Raw genomic sequence first — 19,528 nt, 5'->3', positions numbered from 1 at the left:
TTCCTCGCATAGTCGCAGCTCGCCGATTTAGCAGTCGATTGCGCGTGGCCGCGGTGGTCAACCGGCATCGACCTCTTGGCCGGGCGCGTCACGATGGCCCCCTTTTCTGCTCAAGGATTGGCGAAGCCGGCCTGGTTCAGCACCCGTTGACCGGTCGCACCGGCCACCAGGCTGACGAACTTCTGCGCCAGCGCCGGCTGCGACGCGCGTTTGAGAACAACGATCGGATACACGATCACTGCGTCGTTCGACTCGGGAAACCTGACCGTGCTGACTTTGTCGCCGGCCTTATGCGCCTCAGTGAGGTAGACCAGCCCGGCGTCTGCTTCCCCGCTGGTGACCTTGGTCAACACCCCGGACACCGCCGACTCTTCGCTGCTCGGGTCGACGTGCATACCGGTGCTGTCCTCGATGCGCTGCACGGCCGCTCCACAGGGAACCGGAGCCTGGCACACCGCGACGCGCAGATCCGGTTTGGCGAGATCGGCGAAGGAACTGATCTGCTTCGGATTGCCGGGGGCCGTCACGATCACCAGCGTGTTGGAGGCGAAATTGATCGGGTCGCTGTCCGTCAGGTCCGCCTTGACCACGGTGTCCATTTCAGCGCTGTCCGCCGAGGCAAAAACGTCGGCGGCGGCGCCCTGAGTCAACTTGTTGGCCAGCTCTGAAGAGGTCGCGAAGTCGAAATCCACTGTGGCACCGGGATTGTCGGCTTGAAACTTTCCGGCCAGCAGAGTGAACGCCGGCTTCAGCGAAACCGCGGCGAACACCATGATCGATGTGGCCGGCGGGCGGGCCGACGATGGGGGCGCCGTCGTCGATGATGGTGCGTTCGTTCCGCACCCACTCAAAATTGTCACCAGTGCCAATGACACAAACCCGGCCATCCGCCATGCCCGCGCGGTGCTGCGCCCAGAGGTCACGGGGTCCAGCGTTGTCCAAACGGTGATCGCCTTGTGCCTGATTCGGAGTTTCATATCTAGCTACCGTCCAGTAACATAAGGAAACGTTAATGCCATACACGCCCTGAAATCCCAGGGACCGGCGTTGCGGTGTGCCACCATCGAAGCATCGGAAGACCGTTGCTCCAGGCGGAAGCCGCGAGTGCTCATTGCCGGCCGGCACCTGGATTCAATGTCGAATATGAGGAGGTCATGGCGGTGGAGGTGCTGATCACCGGCGGCGATACTGAATTGGGTCGCGCCGTTGCTGAGGGGTTCCATAACGACGGCCACACGATCACTCTGCTGGGTGCACGCCGAGACGATCTCGAGGTAGCCGCCAAGGAGATCGAAGCGGATGCAATCGTCTGCGACAACACCGATCCCGCGGCTCTCGCGGAGGTCCGACACCTGTTCCCCCATCACTTGGACACCATCGTCAACATTCCGGCGCCGCACTGGAACCCGGGTGACCCACGCGCGTATTCGCTGTCGGACTTCGCCACCGCGTGGCGTAACTCGCTGGACGACACCGTGCTGTCGGCGGTGCTGACCCTCGAGACGGTGGGTGATCACCTGCGATCCGGCGGGTCGATCATCAGCGTCGTGCCGGAGAACCCGCGCCCGGGTAGCGCCGAGGCCGCGGTCAAGGCCGCGCTCGCCAACTGGGTCGCCGGCCAGGCGACGGTTTTCGGCACCCGCGGCATCACGGTGAACGCCATTGCCGCCGGGCGCAGCGCACAGCCCGGGTACGACGGGCTGTCCAGCACGCCGCCGTCGGTTGCGGCCGAAATCGCAAGGATGTCGCTATTCCTCAGCAGCCTCGCCGCTCGCCACATCACCGGGCAGATGCTGCACGTCAGCCACGGCGCGCTGACGCAGTTCGCCTAGACGGTGGTCTCCGACGCGGCTTAGCGAGGCTTGTCACGTCCGCGGGCCCCGGGTGTGTGCGATCACACCCGGCCAACGTCGATAATTGCAGGTCCGGGCGGCTATCGTAGTAGCGAACGCAGTCGCCGCTTAGGAGCAACTACGCATGAACGCCCACCCCGAAGACACCGCACTCAACCGTCGGCATCGGGTTGTGGTCATCGGCTCCGGATTCGGTGGTCTGAACGCGGTCAAAAAGCTCAAGAAGGCCGACGTCGACATCAAGTTGATCGCTCGTACCACCCATCACCTGTTCCAGCCGATGCTGTACCAAGTGGCGACCGGCATCGTGGCCGAAGGTGCGATCGCTCCCCCGACCCGGATGATCCTGCGGGGTCAGCACAACGCCCAAGTTTTGCTCGGCGACGTCACACACATTGACCTGCAAGGCAAGTTCGTCGTCTCGGAGTTGCTCGGCCACAGCTACGAAACCCCTTACGACAGTCTGATCATCGGTGCGGGCGCCGGCCAGTCGTATTTCGGCAACGATCACTTCGCCGAATACGCGCCCGGTATGAAGTCGATCGACGACGCGCTGGAATTACGCGGTCGCATCATGAGCGCATTCGAGGCTGCCGAGCGGTCCAGCGATCCGGAGCGACGCAGGAAGCTGCTCACCTTCACTGTCGTCGGCGCGGGACCGACCGGCGTCGAAATGGCCGGCCAGATCGCCGAACTCGCCGACTTCACCCTGAAAGGCGCATACCGCCATATCGATTCGACGAGGGCGCGGGTAATCCTGCTGGACGCGGCCCCGGCGGTGCTGCCGCCGATGGGCGAGAAGCTCGGCAACAAGGCCGCCGCACGACTGGAGAAGATGGGCGTCGAAATCCAGCTTGGTGCCATGGTCACCGATGTCGACCGCGATGGCATCACGGTCAAGGACTCCGACGGCACCACCCGTCGCATCGAATCGGCTTGCAAGGTGTGGTCGGCCGGCGTCTCGGCCAGCCCGCTGGGCCGAGACCTGGCCCGCCAGTCGGGCGTCGAGCTCGACCGCGCCGGGCGGGTGAAGGTGTTGCCCGACTTGTCAATTCCGGGCCACCCCAACGTGTTCGTCGTCGGAGACATGGCCGCGGTCGATGGCGTGCCCGGGGTTGCGCAGGGCGCCATCCAGGGCGGCAAGTACGCCGCCAGCACGATCAAGGCCGAGTTGGCCGGTGCCGACCCCGCCCAGCGCGAGCCTTTCCAGTACTTCGACAAAGGCTCGATGGCCGCGGTTTCGCGGTACTACGCGGTGGTGAAAATCGGTCCGCTCGAGTTCGGTGGCCTCATCGGCTGGTTCGCCTGGCTGCTGCTGCACTTGGTCTATTTGATCGGGTTCAAGAACAAGGTGACCACGGTGCTGTCGTGGATGGTGACGTTCTTGAGCGGTCGGCGCGGTCAGTTGACGATCACCGAGCAGCAAGCCTTCGCTCGTACGCGGCTCGAGCAGCTAGCGGTACTTGCGGCCGAGGCCCGCGAGGGTGAGGCGGCGAAGGCCGCCAGCTAGTTCTGGGCTTCCAGGTTTTGCAGCCGCACCTGACCGCGCGCCACCACCCGGTCGTCGGAGTCGGTGACGTTAACCACCCACAGCTGCTGACGTCGCCCGCGATGCACCGGGGTCGCAGCGCCGTAGACCGTGCCGCTGTTGATCGCGCGCAGGAAGTCGGTGTTGTTGTTGACACCGACCACCGAGCCGCCGCCGTTGGCGTCGATCCAGGTGTACGCAGCAATGCTGGCCAAGCTCTCCACCATCGAGCAGTAGACGCCGCCGTGCACGATGCCCATGGGTTGCAGGAGCTTGGGCACCACGTCAAGCTGGGCACGCGTCCGGTCCGGCGTGATTTCGGTAAATACCAGGCCTAATTCCTTGTCGAACGGCGCTTCTGGCAATGGCTGCATGCTTCTGTGTCTACACGGCCGGGAAAGGCAACGCGCGGGTGGTTTCGGGTAAAGCAAATTGGTGCGAGACACGGCCGCCAACCGATACTGTGAGGCTGATTCTGAATCTCTGTGAGTAATTGACTTGGTCACTCACGAACACCCGGATACATGGAAGGGAAGACATGGCAACGGCGACGACCGAGCCGGTGCGGTTGCCGCCGGGTACCCGGGTTCCGAAGCTGATCCAGACACTTCAGTTCCTGGTGTCGAACCACGCGATGTTTTCCGCTCTGTCGCGGCGATATGACAGCGACGTGATCAGGGTGAATCTGCCCCGCAACAACCATGCGGTGGTGATCAACGATCCGGTGCTGGCCAAGGAACTGTTCAACACGGGCACCGAGCTGGTCGAACGTGCGCCGTCGGGGGCCGGGTCAATCGGCGAAGCATTCGGCCCGGGCTCGACGTTCAGCCTTGCCGGTGACGAACACCGCCAGCGCCGCAAACTGCTGGCGCCGCCGTTTCACGGCAAGCGGATGCGCAGCTACGACCGCATCATCGAAGAAGAGGTGATGCGCGAGATCGCGACCTGGCCCGAAGGCCGCGAATTCGAGACGCTGGAGCCGATGTTGCGCATCACCGTCGGCGCGATTCTGCGCGCCGTGTTCGGCGCCGAAGGCCCTGCGCTGGAAGAGCTTCGCGAAACTGTGCCGGCCATGGTCACGCTCGGCTCGCTGCTGGTGGTGTGCCCGCCGATCATGCGCAAGGACCTGGGTCCGTGGAGTCCGTGGGGGCGGTACATGAAGCAGCGGCGTCGGTTCGACGCCGTCATCGCCTCCCTGATCGCCGAGGCCCGCGCGGACCCGGCCATCGAAGAGCGCAAAGATGTGCTTGCGCTGCTGTTGCAGGCCTGCTACGAAGACGGTGAGCCGATCTCGGACGAGCACGTCGCCGACGAATTGCTCACGCTGCTGGGCTCCGGCCACGAGACCACTGCATCGTCGTTGGCCTGGGCGCTGGAAAGACTGAGCCGCCATCCTGAGCTGCTGTCCCGGCTGGCCGACGAAGCCGATGCCGGCGGATCCGAACTGCGGCAGGCCACGATTTGGGAAGTTCAGCGCACCCGGCCTGTTCTCGACGGCACGACACGGCGCACAAAGACGCGAATCCGGTTGGGCGAGTGGGTACTTCCGGAGGGCACCAACATTATCATCAGCATCAAGCTGGCCCACGACTCGGAAGAGAGCTTCCCGGACGCGGGCTCGTTCAATCCGGACCGGTACATGGGCACCACCCACAAGCCCGTCGCGTGGATTCCGTTCGGTGGTGGCGTCAACCGTTGTGTCGGTGCGGCGTTCGCCAACATGGAATCGGACGTCGTCCTGCGCATGCTCTTACGTGAATTCCGTTTCGTCCCAACCGATGCGCCGGGCGAACGAGCGCGGTGGCGTGGTGTGGCGACGGTACCGGCACGGGGCGCGCGAGCGATGGTGCACCGGCGAACCGACAAACCATCAAATGAGGTCGACTCGCTATCCGTGGCTGACCACGGCAGCGCATAACGCACTGGCATACTTGCCGCTGTGACCGGCGCCCTCAGGCAGTACGTGAAACCCCTCGGCAGTTATTCATGGTTCAAAAAGGCCATGAACAAATACTGGTATCCCTTCGTCACCCGAAGGTGGGACCAGGACGACGTCGTATTCCTGAACTGGGGCTACGAAGAGGATCCGCCGATGGGATTGCCATTGGCCCCCGAGGACGAGCCCAACCGGTACTGCATCCAGCTCTACCACCGCACGGCGACCCAGGCAGATCTCACCGGGAAGAAGGTGCTGGAGCCCAGCTGCGGCCACGGCGGTGGCGGCGCATATCTGGTCAAGACGCTGCGCCCGGCCTCATACACCGGGTTGGACTTCAACCCCGACGGTGTCGCATTCGCCAAACGTAGGTACGACCTGCCGGACCTGGATTTCGTGCATGGCGACGCCGAAAACCTGCCGTTTCCCGATGAGTCCTTCGACGCAGTGCTCAATGTCGAAGCGTCGCACGCCTACCCGCACTTCGACCGTTTCCTCTCCGAGATGGTGCGGGTGCTGCGCCCGGGAGGGCATTTCCTCTACGTCGACTTCCGCGGATTCCTCGAATACGACGCGTGGGATGCGGCATTGGCCGGCTTGCCGTTGCGGATGGTTTCCAAGCGCGAAATCAATCCCGACGTCCTGCGCGGGTTGGACAACAACTCGGGCAGGTACCTCGACCTGGTCGGCAGCCGTCTGCCTGTGCTGCTACGTCCGTTCGGCCGGCTGTTCGCCGGCGCGCCAGACACGCTGATGTACAAGGAACTGCAGCGCGGGCGGCTTTCGTACCGGATGTACCACTTCATCAAGGACTGACGCGGGTCCGCTTCCATTGGAACGTCCCCAGATACGGGCGAGCCCCATGCGTAATGCACGGGGCTCGCCGATCGAACAGACCGGGGGTCACTGCAGCCCTCAGGACACCGTCGCGGTCATTTATCGCTCGATGCCAGCAGCATAGGCAAGGCTGCCCTAATTTTGCAAGGGTTTGCCCGCGTTCGTAGACCGGCGGCCGACACGCCGCGCACCGGCAGGCCGAACCCGACCAATGCGTCGAGCACGGCCTGGCCGCGGCGCATCGCGGCCAGCTCGTCGGCGCCCGCCAGTTGCGGCACCTGCGTCGCAGTCGCGACCACCATCGACCCGACGATGTGCCACATCGCCGCGATCGGCAACGCGCCGCCACTGACCATGTGCAATGTGGCGAACAACGGCTGCAGCGTGCGATGGCAACGGTGGGCGACCCAGGTCGTCAGCGCCGCCTCGCTCGGCAGGGCTACCACGGCGTCGCTGTCGAGGGCGCACGGGTCATCGGGCAACACGCGCACCGTCGGGTCGACCACCCCGGCCCAATCGATGACGCCGTCGGAGTCGACGTGGACCCAGAGGTTCTCCAGCCCGGTGTCCCACGCCCTGGCCTCCAACACCAGCAGCGCGACCACCCGGCCGATCACGGTGTGTACCAGTGTTGCCGCCAATTGCCGTGCGGCACTACGACGATCCATGTCGATCGCGGCCGCCTCGAACATGGTTTGCAGCCGATCGGTGCGCACGGCCGATTCCAGCGGCCACCAGCGGCGGACTGAGACATCGCCGAGCACCGCGACGCCGTAAACCCGGGGGCACTGCGGATAGAGCTCGCGTAGCCGGCGGCTGGACTCGTGCAGTGGCAGTACGCGGTCGATGGCCATAGCAGCGATCAGTGGGTCATCGATCAGTGTCGTCACGGGTGCCTCCTCCTGTGAGGTTAGCCTAACCATAGATGGAGTTCCTATGCCATGGGGCCTCACAAGGTCGTCGCCGCCGACGGCGGTACGACGATCGGTAGTAAGCACGGGTACGCTGGCGGCATTGCACAGGAGATGAACGAACATGGCTAAGCTGACGCGGCTCGGGGACCTCGAGCGTGCCGTGATGGACCATCTGTGGTCGGCTCCGCACCCCCAAACCGTCCGCCAGGTGCACGAAGCGCTCTCTGAGCAGCGCGATCTGGCCTACACGACGGTGATGACCGTGCTGCAGCGGTTGGCCAAGAAGAACCTCGTCTCGCAAATCCGCGACGACCGCGCACACCGGTATGCGCCGGTGCACGGGCGTGACGAGTTGGTCGCCGGACTGATGGTGGACGCGCTAGATCAGGCCGCCGATACCGGCGGCCGGCAAGCGGCGCTGGTGCACTTCGTCGAGCGGGTCGGTGCCGATGAGGCCGGGGCGCTTCGGCGCGCGCTCGACGAATTGGAATCGAGCCATCGGAACGCGCCGCCTGGTGGCGCTCGGTCCGAGGACTGAGGGAGACTGGAAAGGTGTCCGGGCTGGCCTTCACCATTCTTGCGGTGATGCTGGTCGGCCCGGTGCCCGCTGTGTTGGCCCGCGCGGCGTGGCCGCTGCGGGCCCCCCGCGCAGCGATGGTGCTCTGGCAGGCGGTCGCCGTGGCCGCGGTGCTGTCGGCGTTCAGCGCCGGCATCGCGATCGCCAGCCGGTTGTTCGTCCCCGGAGCAGATGGTCGGCCGACCGCCAGCCCCGCCGCCGAAATCGGTCGGCTCGGCTGGCCGTTGTGGATTCTGGACGTCGGGGTCTTCGCGCTCACGCTGTTGATCGGCGCGCGGCTGGCCGTAGCCGTCGTCCGGGTGGCCGTGTCGACGCGTCGACGGCGGGCACATCACCGCATGCTGGTCGACCTGCTCGGGTTGTCGCCCGAGGCCGGCCCGGTGCAGGCCCGCGCCCGCGGTCGCGACCTGCGCGTGCTGGAGGTGGCGCAGCCGCTGGCCTACTGTCTGCCCGGTGTCCGCAGCCGCGTTGTGGTCAGCGAGGGCGCGCTGGACTCGCTCGCCGAGTCAGAGGTCGCCGCGATCCTGAGCCACGAGCGTGCCCACCTGCGGGCCCGCCACGATCTGGTACTCGAGGCGTTCACCGCGGCGCACGCCGCATTTCCCCGATTCGTCCGCAGCGCAAGCGCTTTGGACGCCGTGCAACTGCTCGCCGAGCTGTTGGCCGACGACGCCGCGGTCCGGGTCGCCGGCCGCGCTCCCCTGGCTCGGGCCTTGGTGACTTGTGCGTCGGGCAGCGCGCCGCGGGGTGCGTTGGCCGCCGGCGGCGCGCACACCCTGCTGCGGGTGCGACGACTGTCCGGCGATGGCAACAGCCCGTTCGTGGCGGCGGCCGCCTATCTCGCCGCCGCGGCGGTACTGGTCGTGCCCACCGTCTCGCTGGCTATCCCCTGGCTCACCGAACTGGGCCGGCTGTTCACCGCCGCCTGACCCGGCAACCCGAATCCCGCTGTGCCACAGTGTTCGGTGCAGGGTCTTGGCTGGCAGTCACGAATTGAGAGGCGCACACATGAGCTCGTCGGAATCGAAGACCGGGACCGCTCAGATCGGTGTCACCGGTCTGGCCGTGATGGGTTCGAACATCGCCCGTAACTTCGCCCACCACGGCTACACCGTGGCGCTGCACAACCGGTCGACCGCCAAGACGGACGCCCTGCTCAAAGAGCACGGCGACGACGGCAAATTCGTGCGATCGGAAACGATCGAAGAATTCCTCGACGCGCTGGAGAAGCCGCGGCGGGTGCTCATCATGGTCAAGGCCGGCGATCCCACCGATGCGGTGATCAACGAACTGGCCGATGCGATGGAAGACGGCGACATCATCATCGACGGCGGCAATGCGCTCTACACCGACACCATCCGCCGGGAGAAGGCGATGCGTGAGCGCGGCCTGCACTTCGTCGGCGCCGGCATCTCCGGTGGTGAGGAAGGGGCGCTGAAAGGACCGTCGATCATGCCCGGCGGCCCCGCCGAGTCGTACAAGTCGCTGGGCCCGCTGCTCGAGGAGATCTCGGCCCACGTCGACGATGTGCCGTGCTGCACCCACATCGGGCCCGACGGGGCCGGTCACTTCGTCAAGATGGTGCACAACGGCATCGAGTACTCCGACATGCAGTTGATCGGCGAGGCTTACCAGCTGCTGCGTGACGGACTCGGCAAGACCGCACCCGAGATCGCCGACGTCTTCGCCGAATGGAACAAGGGCGACCTGGACAGCTTTCTCATCGAGATCACCGCAGAGGTGTTGCGCCAGACCGATGCCAAGACCGGCAAACCGCTCGTCGACGTCATCCTCGACGAGGCCGAGCAGAAGGGCACCGGCCGCTGGACGGTGAAGTCGGCTCTGGACCTCGGAGTTCCGGTCACCGGTATCGCCGAGGCGGTATTCGCCCGCGCACTGTCAGGCTCAGTGGCCCAGCGCAAAGCCACCACCGGCCTGGCCTCCGGCCATCTGGGCGAAAAGCCAAGCGATGCAAAGCAGTTCATCGACGATGTGAGCAAGGCGCTGTATGCGTCGAAAATCATCGCCTACGCCCAGGGCTTCAACCAGATCCAGGCCGGCAGCGCCGAATACGACTGGGGCATCACGCCGGGCGACATGGCGACGATCTGGCGTGGCGGCTGCATCATCCGAGCCAAATTCCTCAACCGGATCAAGGAGGCGTTCGACGAGGACGCCGATCTGCCCACGCTGATCGTCGCGCCGTATTTCCGCAGCGCGATCGAATCGGCCATCGACAGCTGGCGTCGCGTCGTGGTGACTGCCACCCGATTGGGTATCCCCGTCCCGGGCTTCGCATCGGCGTTGTCCTACTACGACGCACTGCGCACCGAGCGGCTGCCCGCCGCGCTCACCCAGGGCTTGCGGGACTTCTTCGGCGCACACACGTATGGACGGATCGATGAGGACCCGAGCAAGAAGTTCCACACTCTGTGGAGTGCAGACCGCAGCGAAGTGCCGGCCTAGCGGGGCCGGCCAGGGGGTACACCGATCCTGATGAGGTTTCTCAACGGGCACTGTCCCGCGTACGACCTGACCTACAACGACGTCTTCATCGTGCCGAACCACTCCGATGTGGCGTCACGCTTCGATGTGGACTTGTCCACCGACGACGGCTCGGGCACCACGATCCCGGTGGTGGTGGCCAATATGACCGCGGTCGCGGGTCGGCGAATGGCCGAGACAATGGCCCGCCGCGGTGGCATTGTCGTTCTGCCGCAAGACCTTCCGATCACCGCGGTGCAGCAGACGGTGGACTTCGTCAAAAGCCGCGACCTGATCGTCGACACCCCGGTGATCCTGGCACCCGAGGATTCGGTATCCGACGCCCTGGCGCTGATCTCCAAGCGCGCACACGGGGCCGCGGTAGTGGCCTTCGAGGGCCGGCCGATCGGACTGGTCACCGAATCGTGCTGCGACGGAGTGGACCGCTTCGCGCGGGTTCGCGATATCGCGATCACCGACTTCGTCACCGCCCCGGTAGGGACCGATCCGCGCGAAGTCTTCGACCTGCTCGAGCACGCCCCAGTCGATCTCGCGGTGCTGACCGGCGCCGACGGCTCGGTGGCCGGCGTACTGACCCGGACCGGGGCGATCCGCGCCGGTATCTATTCGCCTGCCGTCGATTCCGCGGGACGGCTGCGCATCGGCGCGGCCGTCGGCATCAACGGAGATGTGCTCGCCAAGGCCCAGGCGTTGACCGAGGCCGGCGTCGACCTGGTGGTCGTCGACACCGCCCATGGTCATCAGGTGAAGGCACTGGATGCGATCAAGTCGATCGGGTCGCTGGATCTGGGGGTGCCGCTGGTCGCCGGCAACGTGGTGTCGGCGGACGGCACCCGCGACCTGGTCAACGCCGGCGCGTCGATCGTCAAGGTCGGAGTGGGTCCGGGCGCGATGTGCACCACCCGCATGATGACCGGCGTCGGCCGGCCCCAGTTCTCGGCGGTGCTCGAATGTGCCTCGGCGGCAAAGCAACTCGGTGCACATGTGTGGGCCGACGGCGGGGTGCGCCACCCGCGGGATGTGGCCCTTGCGTTAGCCGCGGGCGCGTCCAACGTCATGATCGGATCCTGGTTCGCCGGCACCTACGAGTCCCCCGGTGACCTGATGCGTGACCGCGACAACCAGCTGTACAAGGAGAGCTACGGGATGGCGTCCAAGCGGGCGGTCGCTGCCCGCGCCGCGGGCGACAGCGCTTTCGCGCGTGCCCACAAGGCGTTGTTCGAGGAAGGCATCTCCACCTCGCGGATGGGCCTGGACCCCGCCCGCGGGGGTGTCGAGGATCTGCTCGACCACATCACGTCGGGAGTGCGCAGCACCTGCACCTACGTCGGGGCGTCGACGCTGCCCGAGTTGCACGAGCGGGTGGTGGTCGGCGTCCAGTCCGCGGCGGGCTTCGCCGAAGGTCATCCGCTGCCGTTCGGGTGGTAGCCCGAGCGCTTGACGGGCGTGTCGGCACGGCAACGACGGTTCGGGCGCGTCGCGCCTTCGCTACCATCAAAGGTCACGTCATCAGTGGATACGTCGAAGGAAGGGTCTCCGTGCCGCAGGCACCCGCGCCGTCCGGGGTGCGCGACGCCGACCCCGAGGAGCCCCCTTCTCGAGGTCGGCCTCGATGAATCTCCTCGTCACCCTGCTCAGCCTGCTGGCCATCGTTCTGCTCACGGCCGGCACTGCGCTGTTCGTCGCGGCCGAGTTCTCGTTGACCACGTTGGAGCGCAGCACCGTCGAAGCCAACGCCCGCCACGGCGGTCGTCGCGACCGATACGTACGCCGCGCCCACCACACCCTGTCGTTTCAGCTGTCCGGGGCGCAGTTGGGCATCTCGATCACGACGCTGATCACCGGATACCTGACCGAACCGCTGGTCGCCGAGCTGCCGCACCCGGCCATGGATGCACTCGATGTGCCTGACCGAGTCGCCGACGCGGTCATCGCCTTCGTGACCCTGTTTGTCGTCACGTCGCTGTCGATGATCTTCGGTGAGCTGGTCCCCAAGAATCTTGCCGTGGCCCGGCCCCTGCCCACCGCGCGCGCGGTCGCCGGCCTGCAGTTGCTGTTCTCCTGGCTGATGACGTGGCCGATCCGGCTGACCAACGGGGTGGCCAACTGGATTCTGCGCAAGCTGGGAATCGAGCCCGCCCAGGAACTGCGGTCGGCCCGCTCGGCGCAGGAATTGGTGTCGTTGGTGCGTAATTCGGCGCGCAGCGGTTCGCTGGACCCGACCACCGCCGCGCTGTTGGATCGATCGCTGCAATTCGGTGACCTGACCGCTGAGGAGCTGATGACTCCCAGGTCGAAAATTGTTGCGCTGCAAGTTGATAACACCGTTGCGGATCTGGTCGAAGCCGCCGCCGAAAGCGGCTTTTCACGGTTTCCGGTCGTCGACGGCGACCTCGACGAGACGGTCGGCATCGTGCACGTCAAACAGGTGTTTGCGGTGCCGCCCGCCGAGCGCGAGCTCACGCCGGTGACCGCCGTTGCGCAGCCGGTGGCGACGGTCCCCTCCACCCTCGACGGCGACGCGCTGATGGGACAGATCCGCGCCAACAGACTGCAGACGGCCATGGTCGTCGACGAGTACGGCGGCACTGCGGGCATGGTGACCGTCGAAGACCTGATCGAAGAGATCGTCGGCGACGTCCGTGACGAACACGATGACGCCACACCGGATGTCGTCGCCGCCGGCGGCAGCTGGCGGGTGTCCGGCCTGCTCCGCATCGACGAGGTGGCCGCCGCCACCGGCTACCACGCCCCCGAGGGCGAATACGAGACGATCGGCGGGCTGGTCCTGCAACAGCTGGGCCGCATTCCGGTCATCGGCGACGAGGTGCAGCTGCGCGGATACGAGCACGATGGTGTCCCGCACACGGCGGCCTGGCAGGCCAGCGTGCTCCGGATGGATGGTCGCCGGATCGACTTGATCGAGTTGACCCGGCTGGATCGGGCCGATTCCGGCGCGGTGCGAGGCCGATGATGGGCGATCTGTTCGGAATGCTGGCGACCATCCTGCTAGTAGGCGCCAACGCGTTTTTCGTCGGCGCAGAGTTTTCGCTCATCTCCGCGCGACGGGACCGCCTCGAAGCGTTGGCCGAGCAGGGTCGATCAAGCGCGGTCACCGCGATGCGGGCCGGCGAGCAGCTTCCGCTGATGTTTGCCGGGGCGCAACTGGGTATCACCGTCGCCTCGCTTTCGCTGGGCCGCCTCGGCGAGCCGGCGGTCGCCGACTTGCTGCAGCGGCCGTTCGACTTGGTCGGCGTATCGCCGGCCCTGCTGCACCCGGTGTCGTTCATGGTGGCGCTGGCCATCGTGGTGACGTTGCACGTGCTGCTGGGTGAGATGGTCCCGAAGAACATCGCGATCGCGGGCCCAGAGAAGGCGGCGATGCTGCTGATCCCGGCATATTTGGCGTACGTGCGGGCCGTCCGGCCCATCTTGATGTTCTACAACTGGTGCACCCGTGTCATCCTGCGCGTGCTGCGGGTGCAGGCTCGCGACGAGCTCGACGTCGCGGTCTCCACGGTCGAGCTCAGCGAGATGATCGCCGAGTCGGTGTCGGAAGGCCTGCTGGATCCCGAGGAGCACACCAGGCTCACCCGCGCGCTGCAAATCCGCAACCGCAAGGTCGCCGACGTGGCGGTGCCCGTCGGCGGCATCCACGCGGTGCCGGTCGCCGCGGCCGGGTCCGGCCCGACGGTCGAGGCCGTCCAAAAGGCTTTGGCCGCAACCGGTTACTCGCGATTCCCGGTGGTCGACAACGTCGAAGCCGATCACGAATTCCTTGGCTACCTGCACATCAAGGATGTGCTGTCGCTGGCCGACCAACCGAACGCCGTGATCGACCTGGCCGCAGTTCGGCCGTTGCCGCGGTTCTCCGCAGCGCTGACGGTGCCCGAAGCACTGTCGCGGATGCGCCGCAGCAACAGTCACCTGGCCCTGGTCACCGGCCAGAACGGCGCCGTGGTGGCGATGGTGGCGCTGGATGACCTGGTGCGCGATCTGGTCGGCGTTGTGCGCGACGGGACACAGCGCGGCTGACGGCTCAACCAGAAAGCCATCGTTGGACCGGTGACCTGCTGTTGCAGACCACCGGTTACGGGTAGTCAGGTTGCTGGCCGGTAGGCTGAGGGCTGATTTCAATGGGCAAGTGCGGAGGGAAATGATGACGGATCGCGTGTCGGTGGGGAACCTGCGCGTCGCCAAAGCGCTGTATGACTTCGTCAACACCGAGGCTTTGCCCGGCACCGACATAGACCCCGACAGCTTCTGGGCGGGCGTCGACAAGGTGGTCACCGACCTGCAGCCGCAGAACCAGGACCTGCTGGCGCGTCGCGACCAGTTGCAGGCGCAGATCGACAAGTGGCACCGGCAACACGTCATCGAACCGCTCGACCCCGAGGCATATCGCCAGTTCCTCACCGAAATCGGTTATCTGCAGCCAGAACCACCCGATTTCACCATCACCACCGCGGGCGTCGACGACGAGATAACCACGACGGCCGGCCCGCAGCTGGTGGTGCCCGTCCTAAACGCGCGGTTTGCGCTGAACGCCGCCAACGCCCGGTGGGGTTCGCTGTACGACGCGCTGTACGGCACCGACGTGATCCCGGAAGACGACGGCGCCGAGAAGGGCACCGGCTACAACAAGGTCCGCGGCGACAAGGTGATCGCCTACGCCCGCAAGTTCCTCGACGAGGCGGTTCCGCTGTCATCCGGTTCCTGGTCCGACGCGACGGGGCTCAGCGTTGAGGACGACCAACTCGAGATCACGACCGCCGACGGATCGGTCGGCTTGGCCAGCCCGGAAAAATTCGCCGGCTACACCGGGGAGCTCGGCTCCCCCGACTGGTCGGTGTTGCTGGTCAACCACGGGCTGCACATCGAGATCTTGATCGACCCGGAATCGCCGATCGGTAAGACCGACGCCGCCGGCATCAAGGACGTCGTCCTGGAGTCGGCGGTGACCACGATCATCGACTTCGAGGACGCGGTGGCCGCCGTCGACGCCGATGACAAAGTCCACGCCTACCGCAACTGGCTCGGCCTTAACAAGGGTGATTTGTCTGAGGAAGTCGAGAAGGACGGCAAAACCTTCACCCGCGTGCTCAACCAGGACCGCACGTACCAGACGCCCGGGGGCGGCGAGCTGACGTTGCCCGGTCGCAGCCTGTTGTTCGTCCGCAACGTCGGTCACCTGATGACCAACGATGCGATTGTCTCCAGTGACGGCAACGGCGAAGAAAAAGAAGTCTTCGAAGGTATCCAGGACGCGCTGTTCACCGGTCTGACCGCGGTCCACGGGCTCAAAACCGGCGACGGCAACGGTCCGTTGACGAACAGCCGAACCGGGTCCATCTACATCGTCAAGCCCAAGATGCACGGACCGGACGAGGTCGCGTTCACCAGCGAGCTGTTCAGCCGCGTCGAGGATGTCCTCGGCCTGCCGCAGGCCACGCTGAAGGTCGGCATCATGGACGAGGAACGCCGCACCACCGTCAACCTCAAGGCCTGCATCAAAGCCGCCGCCGACCGGGTCGTGTTCATCAACACCGGTTTCCTGGACCGCACCGGCGACGAAATCCACACGTCGATGGAAGCGGGTCCGATGATCCGCAAGGGCGCGATGAAGAGCACGACGTGGATCAAGGCCTACGAGGACAACAACGTCGACACCGGCCTCGCGACCGGGTTCAAGGGCAAGGCTCAGATCGGTAAGGGCATGTGGGCCATGACCGAGCTGATGGCCGACATGGTCGAGCAGAAGATCGGCCAGCCCAAGGCCGGTGCGACCACGGCGTGGGTGCCGTCGCCGACGGCGGCCACGTTGCACGCAATGCACTACCACTACGTGGATGTGGGCGCCGTGCAGCAGGAACTCGAAGGCAAGAAGCGCACCACCATCGACGAGCTACTGACCGTCCCGCTGGCCAAGGAACTGGCCTGGGCTCCCGAGGAGATCAAAGAAGAGGTCGACAACAACTGCCAATCCATCCTCGGCTACGTGGTGCGCTGGATCGAACAGGGCGTGGGATCTTCCAAGGTTCCCGACATCCACAATGTCGCACTGATGGAAGACCGTGCCACGCTGCGGATTTCCAGCCAATTACTGGCTAACTGGCTCCGGCATGGCGTCATCACCGAAGAGGATGTGCGCGCTAGCCTGGAACGGATGGCTCCGCTGGTGGACGAGCAGAACGCCGGGGATTCCGCGTATTTGCCGATGGCGCCGGACTTTGACGACAGCATCGCCTTTCTGGCTGCCCAGGAACTGATTCTGGCCGGTGCTCAGCAGCCCAGCGGCTATACCGAGCCGATTCTGCACCGGCGTCGGCGCGAGTTCAAAGCCCGTACCCATGAGTGATGTCTGTTCGGGGAACATCGACCGTCCCGATGACTAGCGGGTGCAGTCACCTCCGGCGCGTGGGAGAGGACCGGCATGGGTAGGCATCGAGCTCCCGATCCCGACGAGCCGACCGGCGAACCGTCGGACGAGTTTCCTGATAGCCCAGGGTTTTTCGACTTCGACGAGCCCGCCGAGGGTCACCGCGACGACTACGCCGATCCGGAGCAGCCCGAGCGGGACGTGCCAGCGGCCGACATCGATCCGGCCGATGAGTTCGCCGACTTTCCGCGGCGCGATTCAGAGCCACCGGATGTGCCTCCGCCGTCGCTCACCGGCGGCCATCGCGGCGGCCCTGATTGGCGCGGCGGTCACCGCAACGAGGGCGGGCGGCGCGGTGTCAGCATCGGAGTGATCGCCGCGCTGATCGCGGTCGTCGTCGTGGTGGGTGTGGTCATCCTGTGGCGCTTCTTCGGTGATGCGTTGTCCAACCGTTCGCACAGCGCGCGATGCGTCGGCGACAAACAGCCCGTCGCCGTCATCGCCGATCCGTCGATCGCCGAGCACGTGCAGCATCTGGCGGAGCGCTTCAACGCCATCGCCGCGCCAGTCGGCGACCACTGCGTGGCCATCGGCGTCAAGTCCGCCGGTTCCGACGCCGTCGTCGACGGCTTCATCGGGAAATGGCCCGCAGACCTCGGTCAGCGACCGGCGCTCTGGATCCCTGGCAGCTCGGTATCCGCCGCGCGGCTCACCGCCGCGGCGGGCAAGGAGACCGTCACCGACAGCCGGTCGCTGGTCACCTCGCCGGTGGTGCTCGCGGTACGCCCCAAACTTCACAAAGCGCTCGGCGACCAGAAGTGGGCGACGCTGCCCGATTTGCAGACCAAGCCCGACGCTCTGGCGGGACTGAAGTTGCCGGCCTGGGGGTCGTTGCGGCTGGCGCTGCCGCTCGGCGGCAACGGCGATGCCCCATTCCTCGCCGGCGAGGCGGTGGCTGCGGCATCCGTGCCGGCCGGTGCCCCGGCGACCGACGGCAGTGCCGCGGTCCGCACGCTGATCGGCGGTCAGCCCAAGCTCGCCGACAACTCGCTGGACGAGGCGATGAAAGCGCTGCTGAAACCCGGGGACCCGGCGACCGCGCCGGTGCACGCGGTGGTCACCACCGAACAGCAGTTGTTCGTGCGCGGCCAGCCGCTGCTCGACGCCGGCAGCGCGCTGAGTTCCTGGCTTCCGCCCGGGCCGGCCGCGGTCGCCGACTACCCCAGCGTGTTGCTCAGCGGATCCTGGCTGTCCCAGGAGCAGGTGACCGCGGCCAGCGAGTTCGCCCGGTTCATGCACAAACCGGATCAGCTGACCGAGCTGGCCAAAGCCGGGTTTCGTGCCGAGGGCACCAAGCCGCCCAAGAGCGACGTCACCAGCTTCCCCGCGTTCCCGTCGACACTGTCGGTGGGCGACGACGCGACGCGCGCCACGCTGGCCAATACGGTGTCGGCGCCGTCGAGCGCACCGGCAGCGACCATCATGCTCGAGCAGTCGATGACCACCGACGAAGGCGGCAAGACCCGGCTGGGCAATGTGGTCGCTGCGCTCGATGACCGGATCAAGGCACTGTCGCCCGATGCCGTGATCGGCCTCTGGACGTTCGACGGTAAAGAGGGTCGCTCGGAGGTGTCGGCGGGCCCGTTGAGCGATCAGGTCGACGGCCAGCCCCGGTCGGAGGCGCTGACGGCGGCACTGGATCGACAACATGCCTCGTCCGGTGGTGCGGTGTCGTTCACCACGCTTCGCCTGATCTACCAGAAGGCGCAAGCCAATTTCCATGCGGGACAGATGAATTCGGTGTTGGTCATCACGGCCGGGCCGCACACCGATCAGAGCCTCGGCGGCGAGGGTCTGCAGGATTTCATCAAGCAGAGCGCCGACCCGGCCAAGCCGGTCGCGGTCAACGTCATCGACTTCGGCTCCGACTCCGACCGGGCCACCTGGGAGGCTGTCGCGAAGCTCTCCGGCGGTAGCTACCAGAACCTGGCAACGTCGGCGTCGCCGGACCTGGCCAACGCGGTAACCAACTTTTTGAGCTGACCGGCCCTTGGCCAGACGGCCGCAGCGCGACAGCCTGCGGACCCGAATCCTCCGGCTCGCCGGACGTCCACGGTCGCTGTAGCGCGACAAAATCCCCGTTCAGTGGCTTTGTGAATCGATTCACCCGAGAGATTGTCCAATTACTCAGACGAACCTCAGATAGAGTTCGGTGGCATGGATATGTGATGTGCATCACACTCGGGAATCCACAAAGGAGATAGCCGCAGGTAAACGCCCTGCAGACAGGGCTTTCGTCCCCCGCGGCCGGCCAGTGGGGCAGATGTGACGTCGTTAGGCGTGGCCTGAGAGAAAACTAGATTTTTACTGAGGCGTTGCACTTGCGTCTAATGCTTTTTCTTAGTTAAAGTCCAGCCATAGATGGATGTGGCGTTGATCACAGTTAGCTAGCCGTTAAAGGAGCCGATGGTCATGCAACACGTACTTCGTCCCTACGCCACTGCCGGTATCGCCTTGGTTGGGGCCAGCATCATTGCTGTCGCCCCGGTAGCACCGCCGGTTCCCCAGGTTCAGGTACGCCCGGTGAAACTGGTCGACGCCTGGTCGGACCTTTTCACGGAATCGGCCGCCAACTGGCAAAACATCCTCGACGGCTCCGACTCGTCGGAGCTTGCACAGTTCTACAGCGCACTGCTCACCAACCCGCTGGGCGTGATCGACGCATTCACAAACCTCACCCCCACCGTCACCACCGACATCGGCTCGCTGCCCGGTCAGATCACGGTGGAATTGCCGCCAGGGCTCGCGCTCGGCATCGCAAGCCTCGGGGCAACCGGCGCCACGCTCACCTCGCTCCATGGCGTCGTGCAAGAGTTGATGACCAACCCGTCGGCTGCCTGGGAGGGCATTGCCACCGTCCTGAACGGCTTCCTCAACGGGCAGGACAACATCAGCCTGCTCAACGGCATCATCGACATCCCGTTCTACAACGGCATCCT

At 65.7% G+C, this 19,528-nt stretch carries 15 protein-coding genes and 1 pseudogene; 13 read left to right on the top strand and 3 right to left on the bottom strand.

The genetic code is table 11. The features are described from left to right. Positions 1 to 110: 110 nt before the first annotated feature. Positions 111 to 887, bottom strand: a complete 777-nt coding sequence (modA, locus tag VGG53_RS18305) for a molybdate ABC transporter substrate-binding protein (RefSeq protein ID WP_331519510.1) — start codon at positions 885 to 887, stop codon at positions 111 to 113. A gap of 267 nt (positions 888 to 1,154) precedes the next feature. Here modA and VGG53_RS18300 point away from each other — a divergent pair, with 267 nt between their 5' ends. Both VGG53_RS18300 and VGG53_RS18295 read left to right on the top strand, forming a co-directional pair. Next, positions 1,155 to 1,832 carry an SDR family oxidoreductase gene (locus VGG53_RS18300; RefSeq protein ID WP_331519499.1) on the top strand — a complete coding sequence of 226 codons (678 nt, stop codon included), beginning with the start codon at positions 1,155 to 1,157 and terminating at the stop codon, positions 1,830 to 1,832. 145 nt (positions 1,833 to 1,977) lie between these two features. Further along, positions 1,978 to 3,363, top strand: a complete 1,386-nt coding sequence (locus VGG53_RS18295) for an NAD(P)/FAD-dependent oxidoreductase (protein ID WP_331519498.1) — start codon at positions 1,978 to 1,980, stop codon at positions 3,361 to 3,363. Here the strand turns inward: VGG53_RS18295 and VGG53_RS18290 are convergent. Beyond that, positions 3,360 to 3,755, bottom strand: coding sequence for a PaaI family thioesterase (locus VGG53_RS18290; RefSeq protein WP_331519497.1), 396 nt, complete (start codon positions 3,753 to 3,755; stop codon positions 3,360 to 3,362). The two genes, VGG53_RS18295 and VGG53_RS18290, sit on opposite strands and share 4 nt — an antisense overlap. Positions 3,756 to 3,919: 164 nt before the next feature. Here VGG53_RS18290 and VGG53_RS18285 point away from each other — a divergent pair, with 164 nt between their 5' ends. Then, positions 3,920 to 5,299, top strand: coding sequence for a cytochrome P450 (locus tag VGG53_RS18285; protein WP_331519496.1), 1,380 nt, complete (start codon positions 3,920 to 3,922; stop codon positions 5,297 to 5,299). A gap of 84 nt (positions 5,300 to 5,383) precedes the next feature. Then, positions 5,384 to 6,133, top strand: a complete 750-nt coding sequence (locus VGG53_RS18280) for a phthiotriol/phenolphthiotriol dimycocerosates methyltransferase (RefSeq protein WP_331519509.1) — start codon at positions 5,384 to 5,386, stop codon at positions 6,131 to 6,133. A 116-nt stretch (positions 6,134 to 6,249) separates the two neighbouring features. Here the strand turns inward: VGG53_RS18280 and VGG53_RS18275 are convergent, their stop codons facing one another. Beyond that, positions 6,250 to 7,044 carry an iron reductase gene (locus VGG53_RS18275; RefSeq protein WP_331519495.1) on the bottom strand — a complete coding sequence of 265 codons (795 nt, stop codon included), beginning with the start codon at positions 7,042 to 7,044 and terminating at the stop codon, positions 6,250 to 6,252. 145 nt (positions 7,045 to 7,189) lie between these two features. Here VGG53_RS18275 and VGG53_RS18270 point away from each other — a divergent pair, with 145 nt between their 5' ends. The 9 genes and pseudogenes from VGG53_RS18270 to VGG53_RS18230 all read left to right on the top strand — a co-directional run. Beyond that, the gene (locus tag VGG53_RS18270; RefSeq protein WP_331519494.1) at positions 7,190 to 7,606 is read left to right on the top strand and encodes a BlaI/MecI/CopY family transcriptional regulator; all 417 of its coding nucleotides are present in this window, start codon (positions 7,190 to 7,192) and stop codon (positions 7,604 to 7,606) included. Positions 7,607 to 7,620: 14 nt separating this feature from the next. Further along, on the top strand, positions 7,621 to 8,574 hold the full coding sequence (locus VGG53_RS18265; RefSeq protein WP_331519493.1) for a M56 family metallopeptidase: 954 nt from the start codon (positions 7,621 to 7,623) through the stop codon (positions 8,572 to 8,574). Between the two features lie 79 nt (positions 8,575 to 8,653). Continuing rightward, positions 8,654 to 10,111 carry an NADP-dependent phosphogluconate dehydrogenase gene (gndA, locus tag VGG53_RS18260; protein WP_331519492.1) on the top strand — a complete coding sequence of 486 codons (1,458 nt, stop codon included), beginning with the start codon at positions 8,654 to 8,656 and terminating at the stop codon, positions 10,109 to 10,111. 27 nt (positions 10,112 to 10,138) lie between these two features. After that, positions 10,139 to 11,578: a GuaB1 family IMP dehydrogenase-related protein gene (locus VGG53_RS18255; RefSeq protein ID WP_331519508.1), complete on the top strand. Its 1,440-nt coding sequence runs from the start codon at positions 10,139 to 10,141 to the stop codon at positions 11,576 to 11,578. Between the two features lie 184 nt (positions 11,579 to 11,762). Beyond that, positions 11,763 to 13,124, top strand: a complete 1,362-nt coding sequence (locus tag VGG53_RS18250; protein WP_331519491.1) for a hemolysin family protein — start codon at positions 11,763 to 11,765, stop codon at positions 13,122 to 13,124. Continuing rightward, the gene (locus VGG53_RS18245; protein WP_331519507.1) at positions 13,124 to 14,185 is read left to right on the top strand and encodes a hemolysin family protein; all 1,062 of its coding nucleotides are present in this window, start codon (positions 13,124 to 13,126) and stop codon (positions 14,183 to 14,185) included. The genes VGG53_RS18250 and VGG53_RS18245 overlap by 1 nt, the downstream gene beginning before the upstream one ends. Positions 14,186 to 14,309: 124 nt before the next feature. Beyond that, entirely contained in the window at positions 14,310 to 16,508 is a 2,199-nt protein-coding gene (locus tag VGG53_RS18240) for a malate synthase G (RefSeq protein ID WP_331519490.1), read from the top strand. A gap of 75 nt (positions 16,509 to 16,583) precedes the next feature. Continuing rightward, positions 16,584 to 18,572, top strand: a complete 1,989-nt coding sequence (locus VGG53_RS18235) for a hypothetical protein (protein ID WP_331519489.1) — start codon at positions 16,584 to 16,586, stop codon at positions 18,570 to 18,572. A gap of 429 nt (positions 18,573 to 19,001) precedes the next feature. Continuing rightward, a pseudogene (locus VGG53_RS18230) lies at positions 19,002 to 19,528 on the top strand (hypothetical protein); the annotation flags it as partial.

The sequence above is a fragment of the Mycobacterium sp. genome (genome assembly GCF_036490025.1).
In the GTDB taxonomy this organism is placed as follows: Bacteria; Actinomycetota; Actinomycetes; order Mycobacteriales; family Mycobacteriaceae; genus Mycobacterium.
This window is presented reverse-complemented; position numbering and strand designations above follow the sequence as displayed.

Excerpts from the sequence above, each read along its gene's own strand:
- VGG53_RS18280 (WP_331519509.1), top strand. The coding sequence starts at position 5,384 with ATGAACAAATACTGGTATCCCTTCGTCACCCGAAGGTGGGACCAGGAC.
- VGG53_RS18295 (WP_331519498.1), top strand. The coding sequence starts at position 1,978 with ATGAACGCCCACCCCGAAGACACCGCACTCAACCGTCGGCATCGGGTT.
- modA (WP_331519510.1), bottom strand. The coding sequence starts at position 887 with ATGGCCGGGTTTGTGTCATTGGCACTGGTGACAATTTTGAGTGGGTGC.
- VGG53_RS18270 (WP_331519494.1), top strand. The coding sequence starts at position 7,190 with ATGGCTAAGCTGACGCGGCTCGGGGACCTCGAGCGTGCCGTGATGGAC.
- gndA (WP_331519492.1), top strand. The coding sequence starts at position 8,654 with ATGAGCTCGTCGGAATCGAAGACCGGGACCGCTCAGATCGGTGTCACC.
- VGG53_RS18235 (WP_331519489.1), top strand. The coding sequence starts at position 16,584 with ATGGGTAGGCATCGAGCTCCCGATCCCGACGAGCCGACCGGCGAACCG.
- VGG53_RS18250 (WP_331519491.1), top strand. The coding sequence starts at position 11,763 with ATGAATCTCCTCGTCACCCTGCTCAGCCTGCTGGCCATCGTTCTGCTC.
- VGG53_RS18245 (WP_331519507.1), top strand. The coding sequence starts at position 13,124 with ATGGGCGATCTGTTCGGAATGCTGGCGACCATCCTGCTAGTAGGCGCC.
- VGG53_RS18300 (WP_331519499.1), top strand. The coding sequence starts at position 1,155 with ATGGCGGTGGAGGTGCTGATCACCGGCGGCGATACTGAATTGGGTCGC.
- VGG53_RS18285 (WP_331519496.1), top strand. The coding sequence starts at position 3,920 with ATGGCAACGGCGACGACCGAGCCGGTGCGGTTGCCGCCGGGTACCCGG.
- VGG53_RS18290 (WP_331519497.1), bottom strand. The coding sequence starts at position 3,755 with ATGCAGCCATTGCCAGAAGCGCCGTTCGACAAGGAATTAGGCCTGGTA.
- VGG53_RS18240 (WP_331519490.1), top strand. The coding sequence starts at position 14,310 with ATGACGGATCGCGTGTCGGTGGGGAACCTGCGCGTCGCCAAAGCGCTG.